Below are 20,522 nucleotides of genomic sequence, written 5' to 3'. Positions count from 1 at the left end.
CAAAACCCCCTTTTTGAGTAGAGGGGGTTTTGTGTGTGAAGGAGAATAACGAAGTTTTAGGTTATTTTGATTGTTTTTTGAGTAGGGGGATTGAACAGACTATCTTCCAATGATTTGATCAATCGTGGTTTGAAATACGTCCGCTAACCTTGTTAGCGTTTCCAGATTTGGTTCTCGGCGATCCTTTTCATAATGTGATAAAGAAGCCCGACTGATTCCAATGCGCTCGGATAGCTCTTCTTGGGTCCAACCATTTTGCTCCCGCAATTTTGCAATGCGAGATCCATATGACATTCATACTCACCTCTCTACAAATTCCATTAATTTAGAGAAAACATACATCATATAAAAACATCTAATATGATACAAAATGTATCTTAATTTCGGTCTATCGTCAATACATATTGTAGCAATTATTTAAAATTTAGAAAAAAATGTATCTTTAACCTTCTAATATAATGGACATTTCAGGTCCTATAGTCTTAACATGATTTGATTTATTTACGTTTGACAAAGAGTAACAATTTATATAGAATTTTTATTGTGGATACATTATGTATCATTCTGTGCATAGAATAGATGCATCAATCCCGAAAGAGGAGATGACGGGATGAAAGAAGTGATGATGTATTGCGTCAGTTGCTGTCGGATGCTTCCCATCACCCAATGCCACAACTTGTATAAAACCGGCTTCTATAAGCATAATGTTCCGGCGGGAGTCTGCAAGGAGTGTCAATCGGCTTTGTTGGTGCATTACAAGTAGACGGCTCCATTCCTATGCAGTGTAGGGGTCATGCATTTCAACAATTTTGTCCTTTGCCCTAGTATTGTATAATTGTGAAGATTGACATGATACAAGGGCAAAGGAGAATAGATTACATGAAGCAGGAACCGCTGGTAAGACTGCTCGGGGTTACGAAGAAAATCTCGTCCAAGGTTTTGGTAGATCATGTGACTTTAGATATCCCCCCTGGACAAATCTTCGGATTTCTTGGGCCGAACGGAGCAGGCAAGACAACGACCATTCGCATGATGGTCGGGCTGATGTCCATTACCCAAGGGGATATTACCATCGGGGGTTACAGCATACGGAAGAATTATGAACAGGCAGCCGCTCAGATTGGGGCGATTGTCGAGAACCCTGAGATGTATAAATTTTTGTCTGGTTATAACAATCTGAAGCATTTTGCGCGTATGATGCAAGGCATTACCAAAGAACGTATCGATGAGGTCGTGGAACTTGTCGGTCTCGGGAATCGGATTCATGAGAAAGTGCAGACCTATTCGCTGGGGATGCGCCAACGGCTTGGCGTGGCACAGGCACTGCTGCACCGGCCGAAGCTTCTGATCCTGGACGAGCCTACGAATGGCTTGGATCCGCAGGGCATTCGGGAGCTGCGTGATTATTTGCGCAGATTGACGCAGGAGGAAGGGACGACCGTATTCGTCTCCAGTCATTTGCTGTCTGAAATGGAACTGATGTGTGATACCGTTGGCATTATACGTCACGGCAAGCTGATTGATATCCGTCAGCTGCGTACGGCTGAGGGAGAACGGGTGTTTGAAGAGACCGCATTTACCGTCAATGATGCGGATGCAGCGGCAGCGCTGCTCCAGGAATATCAAGCGTCAGCCCGCGATCACCGAATCATTGTTCGCGGCGACGAGAATATGATTGCGGATATCAACGCGGCATTGGTTGGGGCAGGTATACGCGTATATGCCATTCAGCCGGTGACCCGTTCGCTAGAGGATCAATTTTTGGAAATGACGGGAGGGGGATCCGTTGTTGAATAACTTTACCCGTCTTGTTGCCAATGAGAATATGAAAATTTACTATCGCGTAAGGACATGGGTCATGCTGGCGATTCTCCTCTTGTTTAATGCGGCCATGCCTATCATGCTGTACTATACGAATGCCCCGATGGATGTCTGGACCGTATTTACATGGACGGAGAGTTTCACCATCTACCTAAGTACAATATTTACGGTAATTATCGCTGCGGATATCGTGGCCGGGGAATTTGCCGGAGGCACCATCAAATTGCTGCTGATCCGGCCGTGGAGCCGAGGGAAGATTCTGTTGTCCAAATTCACATCCCTGATTCTATTCGGTCTGCTCTGTGCGGGAATTACGGCCGTGGCAGGGATCGCTATGTCGCTGCTGTTGTTTTCCGGCAACACCGGATTATCGGACGGATTCGCGGGATCATCGATGAACAACTCGCTGCTTCTCCTGTTGACCGATACGATCCAGGCGCTGGTCATCTCGTTAATTGCGTTTATGCTCTCTACGGTGTTTCGTTCTGGCGGTCTGGCGATTGGATTATCGCTGATGCTCTTGTTCACCAAGGATATTTTCGGTTTTATCTTTAATCCGGAGCGGTTTGAATGGGCGAAGTATTTACTCTTTCTCCACATCGACCTAAGCGGCTATATCCAATCGCCTGTCGGACCGGGAGGAGTGGGGCTGAGTTTCTCCATCACGATTCTGGTTGTTTATTGCTTGTTGTTCATGCTTATCTCTTGGTTGGCCTTTACGAAGAGAGACGTTGCAGCTTAATTTATGGTTAAGGAAAAGAGCTCCTTCTACCCCTGTGAATCACATGGATGGGAAGGGGCTCTTTGATTATGTCGGCTGAAAGACCGGGCCGATCGATATGAAGGGTTCGGGTGGTCGTCCATACGCCAGGTTAACCTGCTTCCGAGCGCTGAAGCGGCAGTGTGGTGTCCGTTGACTCCGCAGCTTCTTGAGTCGAGGTTTGATGCTCCATTCGGCTTGCTCCATTGAGGAGTCCGCCTTCCATAACGATCAGGGAAGCGGCGTAAACATCCCCGTACATCTGTCCCGTAGGTGTGATGGTCAGTTTGTTTTCCGCCGTCACATCGCCATACACCTTGCCGGCCACGATAACTTCCCGAGCGGAGATATTGGAGCGGGCAATCGCTTCTTCGCCGATAGTTACACAGCCTTGGCTTTCGATGGAGCCGTTAAAGCGCCCGTCAATCCGCAGATTATCCTCGCATTGCAGCACGCCCTCAACTTCACTACCTGGTCCAATCAGCGTATCTGTTCGCTGGGCAGCCCGCTTGTTCTTGTTTTTCTTTTTCATATTACATTCCTCCTCATAAATGAATGGATGGTGCTTACTGCAGATAAGGCAAAGGGTTAATCGTCTGGTTGTTTTTGACGACCTGGAAATGAAGATGAGGACCTGTGCTTCGCCCGGAGGATCCCAGCTTGCCAATGGATTCACCTTGCTCGACATGATCGCCTACCGACACGGCCAGACTGTCCAGATGCATGTACCAGGTCTCCAGACCATTCGGATGTTTGACTACGATATAAAGCCCTCGGGCTCCGCTGCGTTCCGCTGCCGTCACCTCACCAGCGCCTGCTGCATAGATCGGATCGCCGGTTTTACCGGCAATATCGATGCCGGCATGATAGGCCGAACGCCCGGTAAAAGGATCGCTCCGATAACCGAAATTCGATGTCAGCCGTTTAGAGGTGGTTGGCCACAGTGAGGGTGTGCCTTCACGTTTCTCTTGGGTCTCCTGGGCTTGATCCAGCGTACGCGGAATATGACGCTCCATACGTGAAATCAACTGCTGAATCTCCTCGAAATCATCATGGGTCTCCCTTGCGAGACTTAACATTTCATTCTCATGAACGGCAATGAATTCCCCTCCGACATGCTGCTTATCCTCAGCTGTGATGGAGGAGGTCTGTCCTGACAAGCTGCCGTGCTTCTGAATAAACTGCTGAAGCTCCTGCTCCAGCTGCTGAACGCGCTCCATCTGGACCTTCGTTTGCTCTGCTTCACCCGACAGCTGAATGATGGCTTTGTTTAAGCGTTCAATGGCTTCCTCCTTGTCGGTGACCGTCACTTCCATCTTTAAGGCTTCCAGGCTTCTGAGCATCAGCTGCTGTTCCAGCCCTGAGATCGTTTGGGCCGACTGGATCTGCAGGGAAACGATCAGTCCGGCGATGGACAAAATAGCGGCCGCGGGCACCGCTATCATTAGAGGCTTGGACAGATGGATCTGTTTGACTGAATGCTGGGCATCCCGAAGCACCAGCAGGGTTAAGCGTTGTTTACGGTGTGTGGTTTTCATGGCATCTCCCTTCCATACATCATTTATGAATCATGGTACCCGCTAGACTTGGCCAGCTCCTTATCTAGTATGTATTCTATTCTCTCGAAGAACATGTCAAAAATTATTAGATAAGAGAACTTATTCAGTATGGTGCGTCATTGGGTAATTGAATAAATACATATGGAATTGGTCAATGATGTAGTGTAGTTATTCGGTTCAAAATACGACTATTATTCATGCTGAGGAGGCTGTCGATATGGTATGGCTTCTGGTTGCACTTATTACTTTTATTTTGCAGATGGTTGCAGTGCTGTTGCTGGAGTTTCGGAATCCGTCCAAGGCCGTGGCGTGGCTGTTTATTTTATTTTGCCTCCCATTGATCGGGTTTGTACTCTATTTCTTTGTGGCGAGGGACTATCAGAAGCGGTTGAAGATTCGCAAGCGGGGCTCCAGACTGTTTCAGGAACTCAGGGGGCACCTATGGGATCGGGCCGCCGTTGTTCGGCACAAGGAAGATATGAACAATGCCGGATTTCATCACAATGATCGTTTGTTCAATCTGCTTAATCACTTGTCGGAGAGTCCGATTACAGGGTGTAATCAGAGCCGAGTGTTGACGGATGGGAAAGAGACTTACGCTGCCATGCTGAGCGCGATGGAGCAGGCCAAAGATCATATTCATGTGGAGTTCTATATCTTTCGTCATGACCGGATCGGCACGAAGTTTCAGGATGTCATGATTCGAAAGGCACGGGAAGGCGTCAAGGTACGTCTGGTTTGTGACGGGCTTGGCAGTTACAAACTCAAGAAAACGTTCATTCAGCGGTTTAAGGAATCGGGAGTGGAGTTCTATTTCTTCCTGCCCGCCATGGTTTCGATGTTCAGCCGCAGAATCAATTACCGGAATCACCGTAAAATCGTTGTAGTGGATGGCACGATCGGTTTTCTTGGCGGGATTAACGTCGGGGACGACTATCTGGGCGAATATCCGAAAATGGGCTACTGGCGCGATACGCATCTGGAAGTAAAGGGGGATGCAGTCTATTTCTTGCAAAATGTGTTTCTGCACGACTGGAAGCTTGCTTCCGGGGAGCGTATTGCGGATTTCGGGCTGTTCCCGGAGCATCAATGCACCGGGGATGAGCAAATACAAATTTTGAGCAGCGGACCGGATCTGAGCTGGAATGCCATTCAGGAGATGTGCTTCGGGGCGATTTCCGTAGCCAAGGAACGGATATGGATCACAACGCCGTACTTCATTCCCGATGAAGGGATATATGAGGCGCTGAAGACGGCAGCGGTGAGCGGTGTGGATGTACGGATCATTATTCCGGATCGTGCCGATTCCCGTTTTGTGAAGATGGCAAGCTTGTCCTACGTAGAAGAGCTGCTGGCAGCTGGAGTTACCTTCTACGAGTATGAAAAAGGATTCATCCATGCCAAGGTGCTCATTGTGGACGAACTTCTCGGTTCGGTCGGTACGGCGAATATGGATATGCGGAGTTTCTTCTGTAATTTTGAGCTGACAGCCGTACTGTTTGATCAACTGCCGATAGAACAGTTGGTTGCGGATTTTAAGGAGGATCTCAAACAGAGCAGGCAGATTGATGCGGAGAGGTTTCGTCAGCGCGGAAGATGGCAGAAAGCAGCCGAAATTTTATGCAGGATGCTGTCACCCTTACTATAAGTGTAACATCTTACATCAGGTGTAAGAGTGTTGAAAGGGCAAGTGAAATTCAGGAAGAAACCTGAAAGTTCTATGTCCAGCATTTATTATATGATAGAATATTTATAAGAGTTTCACTTATAAATATAAATTAGCTTATTTTTCATAAGTTGAACGGGGGAGATTTATGTCAAGTGATGTGAAGATTCTTGCGCAAGTGAAAGCGGAGCAGCAGAAGCCGGAGAATCCCAAGGCAGGCTCAACCACCTTGAAGCTTCTCCGTCGTCTGGTGTTCTTAACTTTCGGTGCGGTATTGATGGCAGTAGGGCTGGAGATCTTTCTGGTACCCAACAGAATTATTGACGGAGGCATTACCGGTGTATCCATTATGGTTTCCCATATCACCAATGTTCCGCTAGGTGTATTCCTGACCTTGTTCAACCTTCCATTTTTATTTATGGGATATAAACAAATTGGGAAAACCTTTGCATTATCCACGCTGTTCGCCGTCGTGATCATGTCCATTGGAACTTATTTTCTACATCCCGTGGATCCGATCACCATTGATCCGCTGCTTGCGGCCGTGTTCGGCGGCGTTCTACTCGGAATCGGGGTTGGTCTTGTTATCCGGTCCGGCGGCTCCTTGGACGGAACGGAAATCGTGGCTATTCTGATCAACAAAAAGACGCCGTTTTCTGTCGGTGAAATCGTGATGTTCATTAACGTATTTATTCTTGGCAGCGCAGGATTTATTTTCGGTTGGGATCATGCCATGTACTCGCTGATTGCTTATTACCTGGCGTTTAAACTGATTGATATTACAATTGAAGGCATTGATCAATCCAAATCGGTTTGGATTATCAGTGATAAGCATAAGGAGATCGGTGATGCGCTGACCCAACGTCTTGGGCGCGGTGTAACCTATCTGGAGGGAGAGGGCGCTTATTCCGGCGACAGCAAGAAAGTTATCTTTGTTGTCATTACCCGTCTGGAAGAAGCGAAGCTCAAATCCATCGTAGAAGATTGGGATTCCCAGGCTTTTGTTGCCATCGGGAATATCCATGACGTGAAGGGCGGCCGCTTTAAGAAGAAGGCCATTCATTAATGCACCAATATTCCGATGTTCCACCCATGTTGAGAGTTAACACGGGTGGAACATTTTTTTGTTAAGGGACATCTGCGTGCAAGCGAAGTGCCTTTTTTTCCCGTCCATATTGACGAATGATTCTTGCCATCGCCTGCACAGCCGCAGATTGACCGATAGCCTGGTTAACGGTTCCGGTGAAATAAAGTCCTGATTCAGGGTGATGGAAGGCAAAGGCGCCGGATTGACCCCAGTGACCGATGAGTCCTCGTCTCAAGCCAAATGGAGAAAGCGGCTGTCTTGAAATGCCGGTGCCATAGAAAAAGGGGCCAGGTGCCCAGAGAAAATTCCATTCTCTTTGGAGTTCCACCAAATCACCTATCGGAAACAACTCCCCATTAAAAAAGGCCCGCAGGAAAATCATCGTTTCCCTTGCCGTTGAGACGATACCGCCTTCCGCTCCGATTGACGCCATATACTGCGGAAGGTCCAAACGCTTCTTCTTATAATAGAATGGAACAGGAGTCGTATCCTCCGGGTTATGATAGAAATACGTCTGTGTCAGATTCAGCTTGTCGAAGATGTATTCCTTGAATACGCTCTGAATGGAGTCACCCTTGATATTCTCGATGATCAGCCCAAGCAGCCGATAGTTGGTGTCGGAATATTGGGCTTTTTTCTGCTGTCCCGGTATGAATTTAGGCTTTCGCCGTCTCGCTGCATTCAATGTTTTGTCCAGACTCCAAGCCTGATCATGCCCGGCGATGAGCTCCGAGAAGACGTCTCCTGAAAAATAGTCCGGGATGCCTGACGTATTGGACATTAACTGTTTGACGGTAATTTCTTCGGTGTAATCCCTGTTCTCCATCATATGGAGTCCCGCGATGATCTCTTTTGAAAGGTACTCGCTGATGGGATCATCGAGCCCAAGCCGCTGCTCCGCTCGTAACTTCAAGATTACGGCTGTCACATACAATTTAGTCACGCTGGCAATGAAATAGCGGTCCTCAGTCTGCATCTCCCCGCCGCTGCTGACAAGGGAGAGTGATTGCTTCTGGTCCTCGACGCACAAAACCGTGCTAAACACATTTCTTTTATTGGCGATCTGAGCCAACCATTTATCCAGAAGCGACTGCTCCAGGGCTCTTCCCATTCTCCATATACCTCCCATGGATCCTAATTTATCGATACCTTATGCAGATTCATGTCTCTTGCTGTTTCCGCAAACGAGCGGCACGAATGAAATCCTCAGCGGCTTCGTCCATCATATGGATCATCCTGTCGTCATCCACGCTCTCGGTGAACAAATCATTGGCTAGCATGACACAGAGACCTGTCTGAAAGGTTTGCATTTTCAAAAAAATCGATTGCAGTTCCTGATCAGAAAATCCCGCAAGCTCCGGGTCCAACTTCATTAACCCGATAACCTCACGAATTTGTTCCGGGGTATTCTTCATATGGGGATTGTTCTTCATGATCAAATCCCGGTAGAGTACAGGGTATTCCTTCGCAAATCGCAGACTTGCCATGCCGATATCCCGGAACGGCTGACCGGATTGCTGCTCTGCAATCAACCCTCTGGCCACCTGAAAGGCCTTTTCGACGACCTGTTGAACCAGTTCTTCAGCATCGTTGAAATTGACATAGATTGGCGCGATGGAGCTGCCCAGTCGTTCGGCTACTTTTCGAATCGTAATGGACTCGATTCCATCCGTCTGAGCAATGTCAAATGCGGCTAGCACGATATCTTGTTTGGTGAACTTCGTTTTTGGTGCCATTGCTGTCTGCAACTCCTTAGATTATTTATATGTGAAACAGTCGATACATATCACATGATATATATATATTAATTATAAATAACAATTGGACCGGGTTCAACCTTTTCGTATAAGGTGTTGCTGGAGGTTTATTTGTAAATCCAGTAAAATCCACTTATAATAAGAACACATGTTTGTTAAAATATGAAATAGTTCAACATACAGCAGTAAAGGATCAGAGGGGAGGAAGAGGAGTGGCTCGTACGTTATATGAACGGATAACTACCAAACAGACTTTAAACAGAGTGAAGGAAGAGAGGATGCCCTTCGATTGGTCCATCAATCCGTACCGCGGATGCGGGCATGGCTGCAGCTTTTGTTATGCCCGTGCGTTCCAATCCTTTATCGGCATGGGGGCGGAGGATGAGTTTCAGCACCATATCTTTATGAAGTCGAATGCAGCCGAAGCGCTGGAGAAGCAGTTATCGAGTGCAGCGAGGAAGTTTGATCATGATATTGAAGCGATGCGCAGATTTATTGGACAGGTTACGATCGGTACGGCAACCGATCCATACCAGCCGATCGAGAGCAAGGAGGGCATTACGAGGGAGTGTTTGAAGCTGCTTGCTAAATACCGCATCTCCACAAGCATTACAACGCGCTCTCCGCTCGTGCTCAGAGATATGGACATATTGACCCGAATGGAGAATGTGTCCGTTAACATAAGTCTCAACACGCTGAATGGGGACATCATCCGGAAGCTGGAGCCGGCATCGCCTCATCCGGAGGGCAGGCTCGATACGATTCACCGATTATCGGCTGCAGGCATAAGAACGGGCTTGTTTGTGGCGCCTGTGCTGCCCTTTTTGACGGATAAGGAGTCGGAACTGAAGGATCTCCTGTCGCAGGCGAAGGTAAGGGGCGTTTCCTTTGCCATGATCTCGTTACTGAGACTCTCGCGCGACGTGAAGAAATGGTATATCGAAACACTTAAACACCAGTTTCCCGAAGTGGTTCAGCCTTACCGCGAGTTATATGGACAGGGCGCATATGCCGAAGAGCATTACGTGCGTTCCTTCAAATCGATGGCAGCCAGGCTGCTGAATGAATATGAGCTGAATGGACTGACCTCGGAGGCATCGGCTGCTGCCGTGAGCAAGGCTGGGGCGATCGAAAGCGTGACTTCTCAACAGAACGGGACGCAGGTGGAAGGCGCTCGCGATCACCTTCTTTCAGTGGGGGACTTGGTTGCTCCTGCACAGCCAAGGAAGCTGCCACAACCGGCAGCGCCGGTCTCCGGTGAGGAGCTAATGCCGGATGTTGAACAGCTATCCTTTCCTTTTTGAGGCTCCCTTACCTTGGGGCTTCAGATGTCGGATGACGTTCTCGATCGGTTGCGGAGACAAGGTCTGAAGCAGGTCGCCCTTCTCTCTTAGCCGTTCTTCAATGTTCAGCAGATGAAAATCCGTGGGAGAAACATCCTGACGGACCTCATCCCAAGTGAGCGGCGTGGAGACGGTCCCCAGCCGTCGGGCCCGTGGGGTATACGGAGCGGCGAGCGTCCTTCCGCTGTAGTGTTGAAGATAATCGAAATAGATTTTATCGCCGCGATTCTTCTTAAGTCGTTCGATGGTGAACAGCTTGGGGAACTTCTCGGTTACATACTGCCCCACGAATTGGCCGACCGTGCGAAGTTCATCGAACGTAATGCCTTCCGGAATCGGCACGATGATCTGCACCCCGGTTGCTCCTGAGGTTTTTGGGACGGAGGACAGGCCCAAGGAGCTCAGGACGTCCCCTACAATCGCAGTCGCCTCCATGATCCGCGGCTCCTCCGGCAGCGTTGGATCCAGATCAATCATCCATTCGCAGGGCAGATTGCTGCCTGCAAGGTGTAGTGAAGGGTGAAACTCAAGCGCTGCCAGGTTCCCCAGCCAGAGCAGCTCCGGCAGTCCGTTGAGCAGCACGTAGTTAATATTTTCGTGCACATAGGTCTGCACAAAAGGCGGCAGCGGCTCCGGCGCATTTTTCTGATAGAAGGATTCGCCCTCGGCCCCGTGCGGATACCGGATGGTCGTGAGCAGTCTGCCCCGGCAGTACCGGAGCAGGAACGGGGAGATGGCCGCAAGCTTTTGCAGATACATCGCTTTAGTAATGCCGACTTCCGGCCATAGCGGTTTGTCGGGATTCGTAATTTGAATCTCCTGTCCCTCGATCATTAGGGTCCCTTTGACGGTACGAGCCATATGGTTTACACCCCCTCAATCGATACGAGTTTGGGATGGCGCATCATGCCATCCTGACTCCATTCAAGAAATGTGACCTGAACGGAAAGCGGCTGGCTAAGCCAGGCCAGCTGTTCTTTCTTCAGGTCGGTATGGAGCGTACTCCATATCGCATCAGCACGATGGCTTTCGGCATATTGCAGCAGCCGCTTCTTCGTCTGCTCATTAAGCCCCAGGGAAGCCCGGCCAATGTAGTTACCGTCGTCATCGGCAATGACGAGGCTGGCGACACGGCCTTCCCTGATAATCATGGCGACGGCGGAGGCTGTCATGTTCACGGCGATCTTTTTCTTGTACCAATCCCGATGTTTCTTGCCTTCACGATAAGGAGAGGAGAGGCGCTTCATCACAATGCCCTCCCATCCCCGTTCTTCGGCCCAACTCCATAAATGCTCGCCTTCAAGAAACAGATCCGCGGTCAGCAGGCCCGGTGTGTCGGAAACGATTTCCTTCAGGCGGTGGTGACGTTCAAGATAGGGCAGCTTACGCAAGTCTTGGTCGCCGTCCACCAGAATGTCGAAGAGAACATAAGTAAACAGAGGAGCATTCGTGCTGATCGCACGCGAACGCTCCCGCTGAAGAACCTTCTGAAACACGGGACGACCCAGCTCCGGATGAAAATAGACAACCTCGCCATCCAAAAGAAGACGCCGATCCTGCAGGCCGGATAATGCCTGAACGACTTCGGGATACAGAGACGTTTTATCGAGCAGCTTGCGGGAATATAACGATACGCGGTTCTGGTCAAGTCCGGCCAGAATGCGCACGCCGTCCCATTTCAGCTGATAACCCCAATCCTCGCCTGTCGTGATTTGATCCGTCGAGATCGGTGCCATCGGCTCTTTGGGCAGCAGATTCTGCATTTGTCCCATACGGATCAGGATGTGGAGTCGGATTTCTTGGATTTGGTTGTTCGGCGCTTCGGCTTCGGTGCGTCAAGCTCGCCTTCCCCGCCGCTGACCTTGGCAGCCGGTTCTTTGGCAGCTGTCTTCCGGGTTGGTTTACGCGGCTTCGGTTTGGTGCCTGGATCCGTTCCGATTGGCTTTACGGCTTCGATGCTTGCCTGGAGGGCAGCCATCAGATCGACAACGTTGGTCTCCTGACGAGCAGGGGCAATCTTGATCTCTTCACCGGACACTTTGCTGTTGATCAGATCCAGCAGACGTTCGCGATAATCATCCGTATATTTCTCTGGGTCAAAGGGAGTTGACAGCTGGTCAATCAGCAGTTTGGCCATATCAAGTTCCTTGGAGTTGACCTCGGTTCTTTCAGGCAAATTCGGGACCTGGGAGATCGGCCGGATCTCATCCGGGTAGAAAATCGTCTCGATCGACAAGCATTCATCGAGCACCCGGATCGCGGCCAGACTGCTCTTCGAGCGAATTGCGATTTTGGCGATGCCGATTTTGCCTGACTGCTTCATCGCTTCCAGCAGGAGCCGGTATGCGTTTGCACCTGCTTGATCCGGCGAGAGATAGTACGTCTTTTGAAAATAAATCGGGTCAATTTCGGTCAGATCCACAAAGTCCAGAATGGTAATGTTTTTGCTGTTCTGTTCCGCGAGCTGCTCCAACTCTTCTTTCTCGAACAGTACAAATTTCCCCTTCTCATATTCGTACCCCTTCGTAATTTCCTCCCAGGCCACTTCCTCTTCACATACCGGACATTTGCGGATGTAAGAGAGCGGGCTGCCGCACTCCTTGTGAATGTAGCGCATCGAAATATCCTTATCTTCCGTAGCCGAGAACATTTTGACGGGCACGTGCACCAGACCAAAGCTGATCGCGCCCTTCCATACCGTATGCATTCTATGAAACCTCCTATCAAATTTTAATATGTTTGGGTATGACCGTGTAGTAAACGCAATAAACGACTGCTATAAATTTTTGTACTACCTCTATTAGTGTGCCCAAAAAAAGACTCTAGTATGAGTTATAGCTCAGGATTGCATAATTAGAACCCGTTTGTGGCATATTGACGATGAACTCTGCCTGTATAAGGAGGTAATTTTCGTTATGATGGAGCCTAGAGAAACCGAAACGTCTGAAGAGATACAGAAGGACAGAGCCTCGGATCATTCCGCTGCAGAACCGGTGAACGGGGAGATGGTGGATTGGAACAGCCTAACTTCGGAGGAGAGCGAGATCTCTCGGGAATCTACGATGTTCGATATTGACCGGATGATCAACGAAGGCCTTGGCGGAGGCAATGTCACCCTGGATAACGGGCTGATCGGCCCTTCCACAACCGATACGATGGACGTCGTGGACGAATCGCCAAGAAATATGGAGAAGGAGGACTAAACGTATGGAGATACAGAGAGCCGTGGAGATTTTTAACTCCAAGGATACTTACAAGGTCAACCTGGGAGGGGAGTCCGTGTGGATCGAGCATGTGGATCAGCAGAACGGGATGGCCACCGTTCAGGTTGGTTCCCGTCCGACCAATACACTGACTGTGAACGTAGACCGGCTGAAAGAAGGCGAATAGCTTATTGTAGGGGCTCTTTAGCTCCGTCTAATCAGTTAATAAACACGAAAAACACACCTTGTACGGGTCCCATATCGTTGGAAACCGGATAAGGTGTGTTTGTGTTGACTACGTCGTTAACGAATCCCTCTGAAAAATAATCGGATATCATCAGCCAACAAATCAGGAGCTTCCAATGCGGCGAAATGGCCGCCTCGGTCGAATTCTGACCAATGCAGGATGTTGTACTGGCGCTGAGCCATGCTCCGAATGGAAAGGTCCTTGGGGAAGACCGCCACGCCCGTGGGCACCGAGGAATAGGGTGCTGGCGCTCCCCAATTACTGGAGCTTTCTTTATAGATTCTTGCAGATGAGCCTGCTGTAGCTGTGAGCCAATAGATTGAGACATTTGTAAGAAGCAGATCGAGATCAACCGCATCCTCAGGGAGATCTGCCGTTGGATCTGTCCATGCCTTAAACTTCTCCACAATCCATGCAAGCTGACCAACCGGGGAATCTGTTAAGCCATAGGATAGTGTCTGCGGTCTGGTTGCTTGAAGGACGGCATATCCGGACCCGTCAAATCCGCCACCGGCTAATTCACCATAGCGCAGCTGCTCTGCAGCCGTAAGGTTCTCGGTTTCAGCAGGATCTCCGGTTGGGAACACCGACAAACCATTACAGTGAACGCCAATGATACGCTCTGCAGCGATCCGGCCAAGTTCAGCCGAAACCAAACACCCGGTATCTCCACCTTGAGCTCCATAGCGTTCATAGCCCAAGCGACGCATTAATTCATCCCACGCTCTAGCTACTCGCTCGATGTTCCATCCCCGTTCCGTTGTATGCCCGGAGAAGCCGAAACCTGGAAGGGAGGGGATCACGAGATGAAATGCATCGGACGGATTTCCACCGTACTTGCCTGGGTTGGTGAGCGGTTCAATCATATGTATAAATTCTACAATCGATCCTGGCCAGCCATGGGTAACGATTAGAGGCAGTGCATCAGGCTCAGGGGAGCGAACATGCAGGAAGTGGATATTTTGTCCATCGATGGTGGTCGTGAATTGAGGAAATTCATTCAGCATGGCTTCATATTTACGCCAGTCATATGAATTCTTCCAATAAGTTGATAGCTTCTTTAGGTAAGACAGCGGCGTGCCATAATCCCAGTGGTTATCCTCCAGATCATCAGGCCAGCGAGTACGGGCCAAACGTTCCTTAAGATCAATCAGGTCGGAATCCGGAATTTCAATGTGAAAGGGAGTTATAGTTGTTTCGGAAAAAGGGGCTGTGTTCGGTATGTTTGTTATATTCATTGTCATCCTCCTCAAGGTTTTTATCATGGTTTATCTTTGTTCTGGTTTAACTATAAGGCTTGATCTTTGACTACATCGTGTCAGTGTTTGATACCTGGGTTGACGTTTCTTTTCTCATCCCAAACTTAAAAGCGAAACCCATGTTCTTGCAGCGGCTTGGGAGGACCGATATAATGAAGATCAAGTATTTTAAGATATGGGCAAACTAAGTAAAGGGTGGGTTATCAGTGAACAATGGCCGTACGGAGGGCCGGTTTCGAATGAGTTCAAGCAGTCTGGAAGAGACGGAGCAGCTTGCTGCTTGGCTGGCCGCTAGGGCCGAGCCAGGGACTGTCATCGGCCTGGACGGAGATCTTGGAGCAGGAAAAACGGCATTTTCCCAACAATTTGCACGGCACCTTGGTGTGAACGGGGTTGTGAATAGCCCGACATTTACGATTATTAAAGAATATGAGGGGCGTCTGCCGCTCTACCATATGGATGTGTACCGTTTGTCGATCGATGAAGCGGATGAGCTCGGGCTGGATGAGTATTTTTTTGGCGAAGGGGTTTGTCTCGTGGAGTGGAGCAGCCTGATCACCGAACTTTTGCCGGAGCGTTATCTGCATATCCAGCTTGAAACGACAGGCGAAACTAACCGGATCATCACACTTTCAAGCCAGGGCGAGCTCTATGGCGAGTGGTGCCGGGATTTGAATGAAAAATGGGGTAGCTGGAATGAACAACAATGACACGAAGCCGCAGCAGCGGTTTTTGGCGCTGGATACGTCTACGGCATCGCTGACGGTATCCGTGATGGAGCAGGACAAGCTGCTGTCGGAAGTGAACACGAATGCGGACCGCAACCACTCGGTGCATCTGCACCCGGTGATGGCACAAGCGCTTGCGGAAGCAGGCCTCGGCATGGACCAGATGGACGGCATTGCCGTAGGAGTAGGTCCGGGTTCTTATACTGGGATCCGGATTGCGGTAACGGCTGCCAAAACATTGGCATGGGCTAATCACATCCCGGTTGTCGGGGTATCCAGCCTGCATGCCTTGGCATGGGGGGGCTTGAACTCCGGATGGCATCAAGCCGAGCCGAAGAAGGGAGTCCACTGGGTCATTCCGCTGCTGGATGCAAGACGGGGACAAGTGTACACGGCATTATTCGCTGCCGATTCAGAGAGCCAAGAGGATGCGCCGATACGTATGGAGGCAGACGGTATTCGCCTGATGCAATCCTGGGTGGAGGCCATACAGGAACGGATCAGCAAGCTGCCTGAAGAGGAGCGCCCGATTTGCCTTTGGTTTACTGGGGAAGTGGAGCTTCATGCCGAAACCGCTCGCGGGCTTGAGCCTGGGTTTGGAGACGGGCTGCATATTCATCCGTATTCGCTTGAAGGCCGCTGGATGGGGTACTTGGGAGCAGCCAGGTTGCTCGCTGGGGAAGCGGATGATGTGCATACACTGGTGCCCAATTATACACAGCTTTCCGAAGCGGAAGCGAACCTGCTGCGTAAGCGGTGAAGGGAGCGTAGGATTCGTCATGGATCAGCAGAAGAAGCCGGTAAATGGTGAAGACGGTTTGTCCTTTCGGTTGATGACCTTGGAGGATATTCCGGAGGTCCTCGTGGTGGAGCGTGAAGCGTTCACCGTGCCTTGGACCGAGGAAGCTTTTCACAATGAGCTGAAACTGAATCATTTTGCACGTTATATGATTATGGAGTACGAAGGCAAGACGGTTGGATATGCGGGCATGTGGACGATCGTTGACGAAGCACACGTTACGAATATTGCGCTGCTGGAGCAGTACCGCGGACGCAAGTGGGGCGATCGACTGCTTACGGAACTGATGAAGACCGCTGCCTATATGGGAATGGAGAAAATTACGCTGGAAGTTCGGGTATCCAATCACGTTGCCCAGCACTTATATACCAAAAAAGGGTTTAAACCAGCCGGTGTCCGGAAGGGGTATTATTCCGATAACCAGGAAGACGCACTCATCATGTGGGCAGATCTGCCCCCTTATCGGGAGGACGATGGCGAGGAAGGAAGTCAAAGGCTATCATGAATGAAGAAAGAGTGGACCGGCAGCACAGCTGCATATTGGCGATAGAAACGAGCTGCGATGAAACCTCGGTTGCCGTAGTAAAGGATGGCTATGAGGTTTTGTCCAGCGTCATTGCCAGCCAGATTGAAACGCATAAAGCTTTTGGCGGGGTGGTCCCCGAGGTGGCTTCCCGCAAGCATGTGGAGAGCATCACGCTAATTATTGAACAAGCCGTAGCTGAGGCCGGCATTGAAATGAAGGATTTGTCGGCGATCGCCGTAACGCAGGGGCCTGGTCTGGTCGGAGCGCTACTGGTTGGCGTTATGGCTGCTAAAAGCCTGGCGTTTGCGCTTGACAAGCCGCTAATCGGTACGCATCATATTGCGGGTCATATTTATGCCAACCGCTTTGTGGGCGATATCGCTTACCCTTGTATGGCACTAGTTGTTTCCGGCGGTCACACCGAGCTGGTCTACATGAAAGACGAAGGCAGCTTTGAGTTGATCGGCAGGACGCGCGATGATGCAGTTGGCGAAGCGTACGACAAAGTGGCCAGAGCGCTTGGCTTCCCGTATCCCGGGGGCCCGCATGTCGACCGTATGGCATTGGAGGCCGAAGAGGTTGTGGAGCTTCCCCGTGTATGGCTGGAGCCGGATTCCTATGACTTTAGCTTCAGCGGTCTGAAATCGGCTGTATTAAATGTCGTCAATCAGAGCAAAATGCGTGGAGAGGAAGTCCGGACGGAAGCGATAGCCCGGGGTTTCCAGGAATCGGTGGTCGAAGTGCTCGTGGAAAAGGCGGTTCGCGCGGTCAGAGCATATGATGCCAAGCAGCTGCTGCTGTGTGGCGGCGTTGCCGCTAATCGCGGGCTCCGTAAAACATTGGCTGAACGTTGCGAGCAGGAAGGGATTATGCTTACGATCCCGCCATTTCAGTATTGTACCGATAACGGAGCGATGATTGCTGCCGCGGCGCATCTGAAATGGAAGCAGGGGAGCTTTACGTCGCTCGATATGAAGGCCGACCCCCAAATGTCGCTGGAACTTTGGGCGCAGTCACTAAGCTAAAACGTCTTGACACGTCTCTATATAGGACGTATAATCTTGATCAAATTTCAGAATGTTGAAACGCAAAGAACAGGACCAGTAAGGTGAACCTTGGATGAAGAGAGCTGCGGGACGGTGCAACGCAGACGAGAGGAACCTGAACTCACCTGGGAGCGGAGCGGGGGAACCTTGCGCAATGAAATGCCGAACAGGCATGGATTGGATTGCGGAGTTTGACCTTGCTACGGGATGGCCTCCGTGAGAACGGCTGCGCACAAATCATTTGTGATTTGGCGATGGAGGGGGCTTTAAGGTTCGGGAGACAGCAGTATGAACCCGGGAGCTTAGAGTCAACAAGAGTGGTACCGCGATAGGATGCCTGTCGTCTCTTGAATAAGAGATGGCAGGCTTTTTTGCATACTTATTAGGCAGCTAATGCTTTGATCAAGCAGAAGTAGGCGTATGACAACGAAACAGTACAAAGAGGCAAGATACTCGGTGAAGTGCCGGATATCATGAGATTCTGCATAACAGCATATCGTATAAACGCGATGAACGGGAGCAGTAAAAGAGGGCTGTCTACAGAGAGCTGCGGGTTTGGTGTAACGCAGCGGCAGCAAGCTTTGAATCTCACCCGGGAGCGGAAGAGGGGAACAGCACGCATCGGTGAGGGAGCAAGACAGACCAACGACCATGAATGCAGCTATACTCTCTTACGGAGTTTCCTCCGTCATCAGGATGTCCATTCTCTTTATGACCGGCCGGTATGAGGAGATCATGGACGTGAGTGGACGTGTATATGTCGCGGCAGAACGGCTGCGAACGAGGCGCGTCAATTAGAGTGGTACCACGGAGGGTGTTAGCCCGTCGTCTCTTATATGAAGAGATGGCGGGCTTTTTGCTGCCGGCAGCAGCAGGGTGGGATGCGAACGCAAGTCGACGTGCGGACGTAAAGCGAACATATCGAGCAGATGGGACAACAAGCCCGTATGAAATCGGGTCATACCATAACCAAGGAGGAGTATACAAAAATGAGTGAATCCATGAGAACCATCCAAATATTCGATACCACATTGCGGGACGGGGAACAGGCACCGGGAGCAAGCCTGCAGCCTGAGCAGAAAATTGTGCTGGCCGGAAAGCTGGCGGAGCTGGGCGTTGACGTAATGGAGCCTGGGTTCCCGGTGTCCAGCCCCGGGGAGTTTGCCGCTGTGCAGGCCATCTCGAGACAGCTGCAGCAGGTGGAGATATGCGGATTCGCGCGTGCTGTGAGAGGGGACATTGATGCTGCCGTCAAGGCCACCCAAGACGCGGCCAGAAGGCGGATTCATCTGTTTATTTCGTCTTCCGACATCCATCTTCGCCACCAGCTGCGCATGAGCCGTCCAGATGTGGTCGCAAGGGCACGTGAGATGACAGCTTATGCGAAGCAGTTCAGCGACGTGGTGGAATTTACGGCGATGGATGCCTCGCGCACCAGCATTGACGACCTGATTGAGATGGTGGAGGCCGTCATTGAAGAGGGCGCAACGATTATCAATCTGCCCGATACGGTTGGATACGCGCTTCCGAACGAATATGGTCAGATGTTCCGACGCGTGCGGGAAGGCGCGCGTGGCGGAAAGACAGTCACTTACAGCGCCCACTGCCACAATGATCTCGGTCTGGCTGTGGCCAACAGCCTGGCCGCGATCGAGAACGGCGCCAGCCAAATCGAGGTCACCGTGAATGGGGTGGGCGAACGTACAGGCAACTGCGCACTGGAGGAGCTCGTCATGGCTCTATCTACCCGGGGCGACATGCTGCGGGCGGAGACGGGCATTACGGCCGAGAAGCTGTATGAAGTATCCCGTCTCGTTAGCGGTGCGATGCATTTTCCAATTGCCTTCAATAAGCCTGTGGTCGGCCGGAACGCTTTCCAACATGAATCCGGCATTCATCAGGACGGTCTGCTGAAGGATCGAAGCACCTACGAGATTATGGACCCGGAAAAGCTGGGGATTCCGCGGAGCATGATCGTGCTGGGCAAGCATTCCGGTCGTCATGCATTGAAGGATCGTCTTGCCAGGTACGGTGTCCAGCTCGAAGCATCCGAGATGGAGTCCTTGTACGATACCTTCAAGGAGACGGCTGACCGTCAGAAGGTGGTCAGCGATGATCAACTGCTGCAGATGGTGAGCAGCACACTAGGCAAACCGGCCCAAGTATATGAGCTGACCGAGGCGCAGGTCATTTCAGGAACGGGCAGCAGCCGGGTTGCGGCCGTCACGCTGCGCCATCTGGGCGAGCAAACGGAGGCCACCTATTCCAGCGTGGCGGACGGTCCGGTGCAAGCCGTTATTTCGGCGATCAGCCAAGGAATTAGCAGCGACATCCGCTTTGGCGATCTGGAGCTTCATTCCTTAAGCAGCGGGGAAGATGCGCATGCCGAAGCAGCGGTCACGGTTGAGAAGGCCGGCAAGATCTTCCGCGGCACGGCCGTGCACCAGGATATCGTTATGGCCGCAGGTCTGGCATACGTTGCTGCATGCAACTCGGCGTTGATGTCGGTCTAGGCGAGGAAGCTGAACAGGGAACCTTAGCGTCTCCACTTCGATAATTGTTGGCACAAGCGACCTTCCGAACTGCACTTAGGAAGGTCGCTTTTTTCAAAATCTAGCTTAATATAACTGGCTAATAACAAGTGGTAAGTCTATATAGAAGCCTATTATATAAGACATGTAATTCTGTCAAGTTGTGAACAACGTTATCCACATATTCGCC

General features: G+C 50.6%; 20 protein-coding genes, 1 pseudogene and 1 other annotated feature. Of the genes and pseudogenes, 12 read left to right on the top strand and 9 right to left on the bottom strand.

From position 1 onward, the window contains the following. Positions 1 to 102: 102 nt before the first annotated feature. Positions 103 to 294: pseudogene (locus MKY48_RS27980) on the bottom strand (helix-turn-helix transcriptional regulator); the annotation flags it as partial. Positions 295 to 879: 585 nt separating this feature from the next. On the opposite strand from MKY48_RS27980, the gene MKY48_RS27975 reads away from it, so the two are divergent. Beyond that, positions 880 to 1,797, top strand: a complete 918-nt coding sequence (locus MKY48_RS27975; protein ID WP_076324733.1) for an ABC transporter ATP-binding protein — start codon at positions 880 to 882, stop codon at positions 1,795 to 1,797. Then, positions 1,790 to 2,563: an ABC transporter permease gene (locus tag MKY48_RS27970; RefSeq protein WP_339267829.1), complete on the top strand. Its 774-nt coding sequence runs from the start codon at positions 1,790 to 1,792 to the stop codon at positions 2,561 to 2,563. Before MKY48_RS27975 ends, MKY48_RS27970 begins: the two co-directional genes overlap by 8 nt. A 130-nt stretch (positions 2,564 to 2,693) precedes the next feature. Here MKY48_RS27970 and MKY48_RS27965 read toward each other — a convergent pair whose 3' ends face one another. Together MKY48_RS27965 and MKY48_RS27960 are read right to left on the bottom strand one after the other, a co-directional pair. Then, complete coding sequence (locus MKY48_RS27965) at positions 2,694 to 3,113, bottom strand: polymer-forming cytoskeletal protein (RefSeq protein WP_339267827.1); 420 nt, start codon at positions 3,111 to 3,113, stop codon at positions 2,694 to 2,696. Positions 3,114 to 3,147: 34 nt separating this feature from the next. Then, positions 3,148 to 4,119: a M23 family metallopeptidase gene (locus MKY48_RS27960; protein ID WP_339267826.1), complete on the bottom strand. Its 972-nt coding sequence runs from the start codon at positions 4,117 to 4,119 to the stop codon at positions 3,148 to 3,150. Between the two features lie 238 nt (positions 4,120 to 4,357). On the opposite strand from MKY48_RS27960, the gene cls reads away from it, so the two are divergent. Further along, positions 4,358 to 5,788, top strand: coding sequence for a cardiolipin synthase (gene cls / locus MKY48_RS27955; protein ID WP_339267824.1), 1,431 nt, complete (start codon positions 4,358 to 4,360; stop codon positions 5,786 to 5,788). A 166-nt stretch (positions 5,789 to 5,954) separates the two neighbouring features. After that, positions 5,955 to 6,872, top strand: a complete 918-nt coding sequence (locus MKY48_RS27950) for a YitT family protein (RefSeq protein WP_076324728.1) — start codon at positions 5,955 to 5,957, stop codon at positions 6,870 to 6,872. A 61-nt stretch (positions 6,873 to 6,933) separates the two neighbouring features. On the opposite strand, the gene MKY48_RS27945 is transcribed toward MKY48_RS27950, so the two are convergent. Together MKY48_RS27945 and MKY48_RS27940 are read right to left on the bottom strand one after the other, a co-directional pair. Then, the gene (locus MKY48_RS27945) at positions 6,934 to 8,004 is read right to left on the bottom strand and encodes a serine hydrolase domain-containing protein (protein ID WP_339267822.1); all 1,071 of its coding nucleotides are present in this window, start codon (positions 8,002 to 8,004) and stop codon (positions 6,934 to 6,936) included. Positions 8,005 to 8,053: 49 nt separating this feature from the next. Further along, entirely contained in the window at positions 8,054 to 8,629 is a 576-nt protein-coding gene (locus MKY48_RS27940) for a TetR/AcrR family transcriptional regulator (protein ID WP_339267821.1), read from the bottom strand. A gap of 233 nt (positions 8,630 to 8,862) precedes the next feature. Between MKY48_RS27940 and MKY48_RS27935 the strand changes: the two genes are divergently transcribed. Continuing rightward, complete coding sequence (locus MKY48_RS27935) at positions 8,863 to 9,954, top strand: radical SAM protein (protein WP_339267819.1); 1,092 nt, start codon at positions 8,863 to 8,865, stop codon at positions 9,952 to 9,954. Here the strand turns inward: MKY48_RS27935 and ligD are convergent. Genes ligD through MKY48_RS27920 form a run of 3 tightly spaced genes read right to left on the bottom strand, consistent with a single transcriptional unit; the run spans position 9,937 to position 12,700 of the window. Beyond that, positions 9,937 to 10,854, bottom strand: a complete 918-nt coding sequence (gene ligD, locus MKY48_RS27930; protein ID WP_339267817.1) for a non-homologous end-joining DNA ligase — start codon at positions 10,852 to 10,854, stop codon at positions 9,937 to 9,939. The genes MKY48_RS27935 and ligD overlap by 18 nt on opposite strands. A 5-nt stretch (positions 10,855 to 10,859) precedes the next feature. After that, on the bottom strand, positions 10,860 to 11,756 hold the full coding sequence (locus MKY48_RS27925; protein WP_237566597.1) for a DNA ligase: 897 nt from the start codon (positions 11,754 to 11,756) through the stop codon (positions 10,860 to 10,862). 14 nt (positions 11,757 to 11,770) lie between these two features. Continuing rightward, positions 11,771 to 12,700 (bottom strand): Ku protein, encoded by a 930-nt coding sequence (locus MKY48_RS27920; RefSeq protein ID WP_098748766.1) that lies wholly within the window; start codon positions 12,698 to 12,700, stop codon positions 11,771 to 11,773. 208 nt (positions 12,701 to 12,908) lie between these two features. Here MKY48_RS27920 and MKY48_RS27915 point away from each other — a divergent pair, with 208 nt between their 5' ends. Together MKY48_RS27915 and MKY48_RS27910 are read left to right on the top strand one after the other, a co-directional pair. After that, the gene (locus MKY48_RS27915) at positions 12,909 to 13,196 is read left to right on the top strand and encodes a hypothetical protein (protein ID WP_215157765.1); all 288 of its coding nucleotides are present in this window, start codon (positions 12,909 to 12,911) and stop codon (positions 13,194 to 13,196) included. Between the two features lie 4 nt (positions 13,197 to 13,200). After that, the gene (locus MKY48_RS27910; RefSeq protein ID WP_076324721.1) at positions 13,201 to 13,383 is read left to right on the top strand and encodes an H-type small acid-soluble spore protein; all 183 of its coding nucleotides are present in this window, start codon (positions 13,201 to 13,203) and stop codon (positions 13,381 to 13,383) included. Positions 13,384 to 13,499: 116 nt separating this feature from the next. On the opposite strand, the gene MKY48_RS27905 is transcribed toward MKY48_RS27910, so the two are convergent. After that, entirely contained in the window at positions 13,500 to 14,681 is a 1,182-nt protein-coding gene (locus MKY48_RS27905; RefSeq protein WP_339291755.1) for an epoxide hydrolase family protein, read from the bottom strand. A gap of 260 nt (positions 14,682 to 14,941) precedes the next feature. On the opposite strand from MKY48_RS27905, the gene tsaE reads away from it, so the two are divergent. From tsaE to MKY48_RS27880, 5 genes are all read left to right on the top strand, one after another. Next, positions 14,942 to 15,412, top strand: coding sequence for a tRNA (adenosine(37)-N6)-threonylcarbamoyltransferase complex ATPase subunit type 1 TsaE (tsaE, locus tag MKY48_RS27900; protein WP_339291754.1), 471 nt, complete (start codon positions 14,942 to 14,944; stop codon positions 15,410 to 15,412). Further along, entirely contained in the window at positions 15,399 to 16,190 is a 792-nt protein-coding gene (gene tsaB / locus MKY48_RS27895) for a tRNA (adenosine(37)-N6)-threonylcarbamoyltransferase complex dimerization subunit type 1 TsaB (protein ID WP_339267809.1), read from the top strand. Before tsaE ends, tsaB begins: the two co-directional genes overlap by 14 nt. 19 nt (positions 16,191 to 16,209) lie before the next feature. Then, a complete protein-coding gene (gene rimI, locus MKY48_RS27890; protein ID WP_339291753.1) occupies positions 16,210 to 16,734 on the top strand; it encodes a ribosomal protein S18-alanine N-acetyltransferase in 525 nt (174 codons plus the stop codon). Further along, entirely contained in the window at positions 16,731 to 17,780 is a 1,050-nt protein-coding gene (tsaD, locus tag MKY48_RS27885; protein ID WP_339291752.1) for a tRNA (adenosine(37)-N6)-threonylcarbamoyltransferase complex transferase subunit TsaD, read from the top strand. Before rimI ends, tsaD begins: the two co-directional genes overlap by 4 nt. A 521-nt stretch (positions 17,781 to 18,301) precedes the next feature. Then, positions 18,302 to 18,637, top strand: a binding site (T-box leader). Between the two features lie 153 nt (positions 18,638 to 18,790). Beyond that, positions 18,791 to 20,314 (top strand): 2-isopropylmalate synthase, encoded by a 1,524-nt coding sequence (locus MKY48_RS27880; RefSeq protein WP_339291751.1) that lies wholly within the window; start codon positions 18,791 to 18,793, stop codon positions 20,312 to 20,314. Positions 20,315 to 20,522: the final 208 nt, after the last annotated feature.

The organism is Paenibacillus sp. FSL W8-0187 (assembly GCF_037969755.1).
Taxonomy (GTDB): Bacteria; Bacillota; Bacilli; order Paenibacillales; family Paenibacillaceae; genus Paenibacillus_AQ.
The sequence above is the reverse complement of the archived record's forward strand: the minus strand, read 5'-3'. Positions and strand labels throughout refer to the sequence as shown.

Excerpts from the sequence above, each read along its gene's own strand:
- MKY48_RS27965 (WP_339267827.1), bottom strand. The coding sequence starts at position 3,113 with ATGAAAAAGAAAAACAAGAACAAGCGGGCTGCCCAGCGAACAGATACG.
- tsaD (WP_339291752.1), top strand. The coding sequence starts at position 16,731 with ATGAATGAAGAAAGAGTGGACCGGCAGCACAGCTGCATATTGGCGATA.
- tsaE (WP_339291754.1), top strand. The coding sequence starts at position 14,942 with ATGAGTTCAAGCAGTCTGGAAGAGACGGAGCAGCTTGCTGCTTGGCTG.
- rimI (WP_339291753.1), top strand. The coding sequence starts at position 16,210 with ATGGATCAGCAGAAGAAGCCGGTAAATGGTGAAGACGGTTTGTCCTTT.
- MKY48_RS27915 (WP_215157765.1), top strand. The coding sequence starts at position 12,909 with ATGATGGAGCCTAGAGAAACCGAAACGTCTGAAGAGATACAGAAGGAC.
- MKY48_RS27975 (WP_076324733.1), top strand. The coding sequence starts at position 880 with ATGAAGCAGGAACCGCTGGTAAGACTGCTCGGGGTTACGAAGAAAATC.
- MKY48_RS27925 (WP_237566597.1), bottom strand. The coding sequence starts at position 11,756 with ATGCAGAATCTGCTGCCCAAAGAGCCGATGGCACCGATCTCGACGGAT.
- MKY48_RS27880 (WP_339291751.1), top strand. The coding sequence starts at position 18,791 with ATGAGTGAATCCATGAGAACCATCCAAATATTCGATACCACATTGCGG.
- MKY48_RS27950 (WP_076324728.1), top strand. The coding sequence starts at position 5,955 with ATGTCAAGTGATGTGAAGATTCTTGCGCAAGTGAAAGCGGAGCAGCAG.
- cls (WP_339267824.1), top strand. The coding sequence starts at position 4,358 with ATGGTATGGCTTCTGGTTGCACTTATTACTTTTATTTTGCAGATGGTT.
- MKY48_RS27960 (WP_339267826.1), bottom strand. The coding sequence starts at position 4,119 with ATGAAAACCACACACCGTAAACAACGCTTAACCCTGCTGGTGCTTCGG.
- MKY48_RS27945 (WP_339267822.1), bottom strand. The coding sequence starts at position 8,004 with ATGGGAAGAGCCCTGGAGCAGTCGCTTCTGGATAAATGGTTGGCTCAG.
- MKY48_RS27920 (WP_098748766.1), bottom strand. The coding sequence starts at position 12,700 with ATGCATACGGTATGGAAGGGCGCGATCAGCTTTGGTCTGGTGCACGTG.
- MKY48_RS27910 (WP_076324721.1), top strand. The coding sequence starts at position 13,201 with ATGGAGATACAGAGAGCCGTGGAGATTTTTAACTCCAAGGATACTTAC.
- MKY48_RS27940 (WP_339267821.1), bottom strand. The coding sequence starts at position 8,629 with ATGGCACCAAAAACGAAGTTCACCAAACAAGATATCGTGCTAGCCGCA.
- tsaB (WP_339267809.1), top strand. The coding sequence starts at position 15,399 with ATGAACAACAATGACACGAAGCCGCAGCAGCGGTTTTTGGCGCTGGAT.
- MKY48_RS27905 (WP_339291755.1), bottom strand. The coding sequence starts at position 14,681 with ATGAATATAACAAACATACCGAACACAGCCCCTTTTTCCGAAACAACT.
- ligD (WP_339267817.1), bottom strand. The coding sequence starts at position 10,854 with ATGGCTCGTACCGTCAAAGGGACCCTAATGATCGAGGGACAGGAGATT.